Annotated in this window: 1 protein-coding gene; it reads right to left on the reverse strand. The window is 73.7% G+C overall.

The genetic code is table 11. The features are described 5' to 3' along the window. Positions 1–33 precede the first annotated feature (33 nt). Complete coding sequence (locus OG852_RS03320) at positions 34–8,415, reverse strand: SDR family NAD(P)-dependent oxidoreductase (protein WP_330347003.1); 8,382 nt, start codon at positions 8,413–8,415, stop codon at positions 34–36. Positions 8,416–8,446: the final 31 nt, after the last annotated feature.

An 8,446-nucleotide genomic window follows, 5' to 3' on the forward strand; every position in this document is an offset into this window, starting at 1 on the left:
CGTCGGTCCTGAGCGGTCCGGGGTCGGTCGGGGTCAGGAAATGCCCAGCTCTTTGTTGATGAGGTCGAACATCTCGTCGTCCGTCGCGGATTCGAGTCCGGTCGCGGCCGTCGTGGTGCCGTCCGCGCCGTCCGTGCCGCCCGTCCACCGGGTCAGCAGGTCGCGCAGTCGGGCGGTCACCTTGTCGCCCAGCGCGTCGTCGCGCTCCGCTCCGTCGGCCGCGCGGTGCGCGTCGGCCATGACGGACTCGAGCTTGTCGAGTTCCGCGAGGAGGACGTCGGCCGGTCGTTCGTCCTGTGGTGCGCACTGGTCCAGCAGGTGACGGGCGAGGACCGCGGGCGTCGGGTAGCTGAAGATCAGCGTGGCCCGCAGGGTGAGGCCGGTGGCCGTACCGAGCCGGTTGCGCATCTCGACCGCGGTGAGCGAGTCGAAGCCCAGCGACTTGAACGGCCGGTCGGCGTCGACCGCCTCGGGGTCGGAGTGCCCGAGGACCGCCGCGGTGTGGGTGCGGACGAGGTCCAGAGCGGCCCGCTGTCGTTCCTCGGCGGGGAGCGGGCGCAGCTGCTCGGTGAACGACAGCCGCGTACCGCTTCCGCCGTCCTGGGTGCCGCTCGCCGTGCCGGCGGGGTCCGCCGCGGCCCGTCGGACCGGGGTCCGGGTCAGCGCCTTGAGCAGGGCGGGGGGTTCGGCGCCGCGGCGTTCCAGCCCGGCCAGGTCGAGGCGGGTCGGCAGCAGCAGCGCCTGGTCGGCGGCGAGGGCCGCGTCGAACAGGGCGAGGCCCTCCTCCGCCGGGAGCGGGGCGAGACCCATCCGGCCGATGCGTCGCAGGTCGGCGGCGCCGAGGGTGCCCGCCATGCCGTCGTCGGTCTCCCACAGACCCCATGCCAGGGAGAGCGCGGGCAGTCCCTTGGCCCGGCGGTGCTGGGCCAGGGTGTCGAGGAAGGCGTTGGCGGCGGCGTAGTTGGCCTGCCCTTGGCTGCCGAAGGTGGCGGCCACGGAGGAGAAGAGGACGAACGCCGACAGGGGCAGGTCGCGGGTCAGTTCGTGCAGGTTCCACGCGGCCTGTGCCTTCGGGCGCAGGACGCGGTCGACGCGCTCGGGCGTCATGGCGTCGAGGATGCCGTCGTCGAGGATGCCGGCCGCGTGGACGACCGCTGTCAGCGGGCGCTCGGCGGGGATCGCCGCGAGCAGGCCGGCCAGGGCGTTGCGGTCGGCGATGTCGCAGGCGGTGACGGTGACGGTGGCACCGAGCCCGGTGAGTTCCGCGGTGAGGTCGGCGGCACCGGGGGCGTCGGGGCCGCTGCGGCTGGTCAGCAGCAGATGGCGGACGCCGTGGCGGGTCACCAGGTGCCGGGCGAACAGACCGCCGAGCGTGCCGGTACCGCCGGTGATGAGGACGGTGCCGTGGGGGCGGGGGTGCGCTGCGGCGCTTCCGTCGTGTGCGGCCTCTCGGGTGTCTCCGGCGGGTCCGGCGTCGGCCGGGGTGCGGGCGAGGTCGACGGGCAGTTCGGGGACGGTGAGGACGATCTTGCCGGTGTGCCGGGCCTGGCTGAGGTGGCGGAAGGCCTCGGGGGCCCGCCGTACGTCCCAGGTGGTGACCGGGAGCGGGCGCAGGGCGCGCTGTTCGAACAGCGCGAGCACGGCGGTCAGCATCTCGGCGGTGTGGTCGGGGTCGACGTCCCTGAGGTCGAACGCCCGGTAGACCACGCCCTGGTGCTCGGCGGCGACGGTCGGCGCGTCGCGCAGGTCGGTCTTGCCCATCTCGATGAAGCGGCCGCCGCGCGGCAGCAGCCGGAACGAGGCGTCGATGAGTTCCCGGGCCAGGGAGTTGAGCACGACGTCCATGCCTCGGCCGGAGGTCACCCGCAGGAACTTCGCCTCGAAGTCGGTGTCGCGCGAGGACGCGATGTGGTCGTCGTCCAGGCCCATCGCCCGCAGCGTCTCCCATTTGGCGGGGGCGGCGGTGGCGAAGACCTCGGCGCCCAGGTGCCGGGCGAGCTGGACGGCGGCCATGCCGACGCCGCCGGTGCCCGCGTGGACGAGGACGGCTTCGCCGGGGCGCAGATCCGCGAGGTCGACCAGGCCGTGGTAGGCACTGAGGAAGACGATGGGCGCCGCGGCGGCCTCGGTGAAGGTCCAGTCGTCCGGCTGCCGGGTGAGCAGCCGGTGGTCGGTCACCGCGACCGGGCCGTACGCCCCGGAGAAGAGTCCGAGCACCCGGTCGCCGGCCGTGAGGCCGGTGACGCCGGGGCCGGTCTCCAGGACCACGCCCGCGCCCTCGCGGCCGGGCACCTCCCTATCCAGCATGCCCAGACAGACCAGGACGTCGCGGAAGTTGACGCCGGTGGCGCGCATCGCCACGCGCACCTCGCCGGGGGCGAGCGGCGCGGTGACGTCGGGGCAGGCGACGAGGGCCAGGCTGTCGAGGGTGCCGGGTGTGGTGACGTCCAGGCGCCACACCGGCTCACCGGGCGGCGGGAGCAGCGCGCCCCCGGTGCCGGCCGGGGCCAGCCGGGGCACGAGCGCGACGTCGCCGCGCAGGGCGAGCTGCGGTTCGCCGGAGGCGAGCGCGGGGGCCGGGTCGGTCCGCTCGCCGGCACCGCCGTCGCCGTCGGCGACCGTCTCGGTGGCGCCGGGTGCGGCGGGGGCCAGGTCGAGCAGGACGAGGCGTCCGGGGTGCTCCGACTGCGCGGAGCGGACGAGCCCCCAGACGGAGGCGGCCACCGGGTCGGTGAGCGCCCGGTCGCCGTCGGCGGGCACCGCGCCCCGGGTCACCAGCACCAGTCTGGCGGCGCCGAGACGGTCGTCCGCCAGCCAGCCCTGGACGAGGGAGAGGACGTGGTGCAGCACCGTCCTGGTGGTGTCCACGGCGTCCGGCGCGAGGGGGTCGTGCGGGTCCCGCAGCGGGCCCGGTCCCCCGATCGCGGTGGGGCCGCAGGCGACGAGCACCGCACCCGGCAGGGGTGTTCCCGCGTCGACCGCCTCGGCCAGCGCCGTGACGTCCGGGTAGTGACCGGCCGGCGCTTCGCCGAGCCCGGCGATCTCGGGTCCGACGACGGCCCACTGTGCCTCCCGGTCGGGGAGGGGGTGGGGAGCGGACGGGGCGGGCAGCGTGCTCCAGTCCAGCCGGAACAGCGCGTCACGCGGTGTCGCCGGGCCCTCGGCGGCGGGAGCCAGTGCGTCCCCGCTCAGCTCGCGCAGCGTGAGGGCGTCGACGCGGGCCACGTCACGGCCCTCCGAGTCGGCCAGGGTGAGGGTGATCGTCTCCTCGTCCAAGGGCGAGAGCCGCACGCGTACGGCGGACGCGCCGACCGCGGTCAGCGAGGCGCCGCTCCAGGAGAACGGCAGCCGTACCCCGCCGCCGGCGGTTGCGTCGCCGGAGCCGTCCGCCGTGGCCCGGCCCGCGGCGAGCCACGCGTGCAGCGCGGCGTCCAGCAGGGCGGGGTGCAGGCCGTGGCGCCCGGCCTCGTCCTGCAGGTCGGCGGGCAGCCCGACCTCGGCGTAGACGTCCTCGCCCTCGCGCCAGACGGCACGCAGGCCCTGGAAGACGGGGCCGTAGCTGTATCCCTCGTCCGCGAGACGGTCGTAGAAGCCGTGCAGCGGGACCGAGTCCGCGTTCTTGGGCGGCCAGATCGCGAAGTGACCCGGGTCGGCGGGGCGGTCCGCCTCGTCGGTGTGGTCCGCGTCGAGGAATCCGCCCGCGTGACGCACCCATCCCCCGGTCCCGGCATGGGCCTCACCGTCGGCGGAGTCGGCCCGCGAGTGGACGGACACGGTCCGCCGTCCCGACTCGTCCGGGCCGCCCACGGCGACCTGGATCCGTACCGCGTGGTGTTCGGTGAGCACCAGCGGCGTCTCGAGTGTCAGGTCCGCCAGCCGGGCGCAGCCGACGCGGAGACCGGCCTGGAGCGCCAGTTCCAGGAAGCCCGTGCCCGGGAAGAGGACCGTGCCCGCCACCGCGTGGTCCCGCAGCCACGGGTGGGTCCTGAGGGAGAGCCTGCCGGTGAGCAGGGTTCCGCTGCCTTCCGCCAGCGCGACCTCGGCGCCGAGCAGGGGGTGGCCGGCGGCGGTGAGCCCGAGCCCGGCCGCGTCACCGGCCGTGGCGCTCGGGGCGTCCGGCCAGAAGCGCTGCCGCTGGAACGCGTACGTCGGCAGGTCGACCCGGCGTGCGCCGCCGTCCGCGAACACGGCTGGCCAGCGCGGGTCGGTACCCCGGGCGTACAGCTCGGCCACGGCGCTCAGAAGCGTCCCGGGTTCGTCGCGGTCCTTGCGCAGCGCGGGCACGAGGAGTGCCTGCTCGGCGGGGTCGGCGTGCACCTCGGCCCGCGCCAGCGCGGTGAGCGTGGCGTCCGGCCCCAACTCCAGCCACTTCGCCGCTCCTTCGTCCCGCACCCTACGGACGGCGTCGATGAACCGCACGGCGTGGCGGACGTGCCGCACCCAGTGGTCGGCCGTCATCACCTCGTCGACGTCGGCGAGGTCGCCGGTGAGCGCCGAGACGAGGGTCAGCTGCGGACGACCGTAGACGAGGCTCTCGGCGACCGTGCGGAACTCGGCGAGCATGGGCTCCATCAGCGGGGAGTGGAAGGCGTGGCTCACCCGCAGCCGGGTGGTCTTGCGGTCGAGGCCGCGGAAGTGTGCGGCGATCTCCTCGACGGCCGCCTCGGTGCCCGCGACCACGGTCGCCTCCGCACCGTTGAGGGCGGCGATGCCGACCTCGGTCTCCCGGCCCGCCAGCAGCGGCAGCACCTCGTCCTCGGACGCCTGGAGCGACACCATCGCCCCACCGGCCGGAAGCGCCTGCATCAGCCGGCCCCGCGCCACCACCAGACGGCACGCGTCGGCCAGGGACCACACCCCCGCCACATGCGCCGCCGCGATCTCACCGATCGAATGCCCGACGAGCACGTCCGGACGCACACCCCACGACTCCAGCAGCCGGAACAGCGCCACTTCCAGCGCGAACAGGGCGGGCTGCGCGAACTCCGTACGGTTCAGCAGGTCGGCGTCGTCACCGAACACCACCTCCCTCAGCCCGAACGGCAGTTCCGCGTCCACGGCGTCGAAGGCATCGGTGAAGACGGGGTACGCCTCGTACAACTCCCGTCCCATGCCGAGCCGTTGCGAGCCCTGCCCCGCGAAGAGGAAAGCCGTACGGCCACCACCGTCCACCGCGGTTCCGCTGATCACCTGCCCGCCGGTCCGCTGCTCGGCCACGGCACGGAGACCGGCCAGGGCCTGCTGCCGGTCGGCGGCCACCACTGCTGCCCGGTGCTCCAGCGCGGAACGCGTCGTCGCGAGAGACAGCGCGACGTCATGGTGCGACAGCTCGGTGTCCGAGGCCAGGAGACTCGCCAGGCGCTCGGCCTGGGCGCGCAGGGCCGCGGGTTCGGCGGCGGAGAGGGGGATGAGGACGCTACGACTGCTGGTCTCGTCCGGGTGGCTGTCGTCCTCGTCGGTCTCGTCCGCGGGGGCCTGTTCGAGGATGACGTGGGCGTTGGTACCGCTGATGCCGAACGACGAGACACCGGCACGGCGGGGACGGTCGGCCGACCCGGGCCACTCGGTGGTGTCGGTCAGCAGGGTGATCTCCCCTGCCGTCCAGTCGACGTGCGAGGAGGGCTCGTCCACGTGGAGGGTGCGAGGCAGCACACCGTGCCGCATCGCCATCACCATCTTGATCACACCACCCACACCGGCCGCCGCCTGCGCATGACCGATGTTCGACTTCAACGAGCCCAACAGCAGGGGCTGTTCACGGTCCTGGCCGTACGTCGCCAGCAGCGCCTGCGCCTCGATCGGGTCACCCAGCGGCGTGCCGGTGCCGTGCGCCTCCACCGCGTCCACATCGGCGGGCCGCAGCCCGGCACCCGCCAGCGCCTGCCGGATCACCCGCTGCTGCGAAGGACCGTTCGGCGCCGTCAGACCATTGGACGCGCCGTCCTGGTTGACCGCCGAACCCGCCACCACCGCGAGCACACGATGGCCGTTGCGCCGCGCGTCCGACAACCGCTCCACCAGCAGCAGGCCCACACCCTCCGACCAGGCCGTGCCGTCCGCGCCGTCCGAGAACGCCTTGCACCGCCCGTCCACCGCAAGCCCCCGCTGCCGCGAGAACTCCACGAAGGTGTCCGGCGTGGACATCACCGTCACACCACCGGCCAGGGCCAGATCGCATTCCCCGGAGCGCAGCGCCTGCGCCGCCAGGTGCAGGGCGACCAGCGACGACGAACACGCCGTGTCCACGGTGACCGCAGGACCCTCGAAACCGAAGGTGTAGGCGATACGGCCCGAGGCCACGCTGCCGGTGTTCCCCGTCATGAGGTAACCGCCGGAGTCGAGCTCGCCCGAGCGGAGGAAGGAGCCGTAGTCCTGGGCCATGGCGCCGGCGAAGACACCGGTGCGGCTGCCGCGCAGCGTCGCCGGGTCGATCCCCGCCCGCTCCAGCACCTCCCACGACGTCTCCAGCAGCAACCGCTGCTGCGGATCCATCGCCAACGCCTCACGCGGCGAGATCCCGAACAGCCCCGCGTCGAACTCCGAGGCGTCGTGAAGGAAACCGCCCTCGCGGACGTAGGTGCGCCCCGGTATGCCCGGCTCGGGGTCGTAGAGGCGCTCATGGTCCCAGCCACGGTCGGACGGGAACCCGCCGATCGCGTCGCCCCCCTCACTGACCAGCCGCCACAGGTCCTCCGGCGAGCCGACCCCGCCCGGGAACCGGCACGCCATGCCGACGATCACGACCGGATCGTCGGTCACGCTCGTCGGCGCGGGCAGCGTCGCGCCGGCGTCGGCAGTGCCGGAGCCGGCGTCCTCCACCAGCTCCGTGAGCACGAAGCGGGCCACGTCGGCAGGGGTCGGGTAGTCGAAGACCAGGGTGGCGGAAAGTCTCATGCCGGTGGCCGCGTTCAGGCGGTTGCGCAGCTCGACGGAAGTGAGCGAGTCGAAGCCGAGGTCCTTGAAGGTGTGGTCCGCCTCGACCTGCTGTGTCGATCCGTGCCCGAGCACGGAGGCCGCCTGCGCCGAGACGAAGCCCCGCAGGAAGCGCTCACGCTCGACCACCGGAAGGGCGAGCAACTGCTGCCGCAGGCTCGCGGAGTCCCCGCCTGTGCCGAGCCCGGCCCTGCGGCGGCCGTGGCTGCGAACGAGAGCCCGCAGCAGCGGAGAGACGTCTTCCGGTGCCCGTCGGCGCAGCGCCGTGATGTCCATGTGGACCGGCAGCACGGCGGCGCGTTCCAAGCTCGCGCCCAGCTCCAGCACGCTGTCCAGCAGTCCGAGGCCCTGCTCGGGAGCGAGCGGAAGCATTCCGCTCCGTGCCAGGCGGCGCAGGTCCGCCTCGGCCAGCTCGGCGGTCATACCCGCACCCGGCGCCCAGGGACCCCACGCGAGGGACACAGCGGGCAGACCGGAGGAGCGACGCATGGTCGCGAAAGCGTCCAGGAACGCGTTCGCGGCCGCGTAGTTGCTCTGCCCCGCTCCGCCGAAGCTACCGGCGACGGAGGAGAAGACGACGAAGGCGGACAGGTCGGCGTCGCGCGTCAGCTCGTGCAGGTGCGCGACGGCATCGACCTTCGGCCGCATGACCTTCGCCAGCCGGTCGGGGGTGAGCGAGGCGACCACACCGTCGTCGAGGACACCCGCCGTGTGGACCACCGCGGTCAGCGAACGCGCGGCGAGCACCGCGGCGAGCTGGTCACGATCAGCCACATCCAGTGCAGCGACCTCGACCTCGGCACCCAAGCCCCTCAGCTCCGCTACGAGTTCGGTCGCGCCCGGCGCATCAAGGCCGCGCCGGCTGGCCAGCACCAGATGCCTCACACCGTGCTCGGTCACCAGACGCCGGGCCACCAGCGCGCCCAGACCACCGGTACCACCCGTCACCAGCACCGTCCCGTCCGGATCCAGCGGCGCCGGAACGGTCAGAACCACCTTGCCGACATGCCGCGCCTGCGACAGATACCGGAACGCCTCCGCAGCCCGCCGCACATCCCAGCAGGTGACCGGCAGCGGCTTGAGCACCCCCGCCTCGAACAACACCACCAACTCGGCCAGCATCCGGCCGATCCGCTCCGGATCCACATCCATCAGATCGAACGCCTGATAAACCACACCCGCATGCTCGGCAGCCACGACCTGCGGGTCCCGGACATCGGTCTTGCCCATCTCCAGGAACCGGCCACCACGCGGCAACAGCCGCAGCGACGCATCCACGAACTCACCCGCCAGCGAGTCCAGGACCACGTCCATACCCCGGCCACCGGTCGCCGCGAGGAAGGCCGCCTCGAAGCCGGTGTCGCGGGACGAGGCGATGTGCGCCTCGTCCAGGCCCAGACCCCGCAGCGTGTCCCACTTGCCGGCACTCGCCGTACCGAACACCTCCGCGCCCAGGTGCCGAGCCAGCTGCACCGCCGCCATACCCACACCACCGGCCGCCGCATGCACCAGC

Source organism: Streptomyces sp. NBC_00582, assembly GCF_036345155.1.
GTDB lineage: Bacteria > Actinomycetota > Actinomycetes > Streptomycetales > Streptomycetaceae > Streptomyces.

Coding starts and splice junctions, on each gene's coding strand:
- OG852_RS03320 (WP_330347003.1), bottom strand. CDS start 8,415: ATGGCGGCGGTGCAGCTGGCTCGGCACCTGGGCGCGGAGGTGTTCGGT.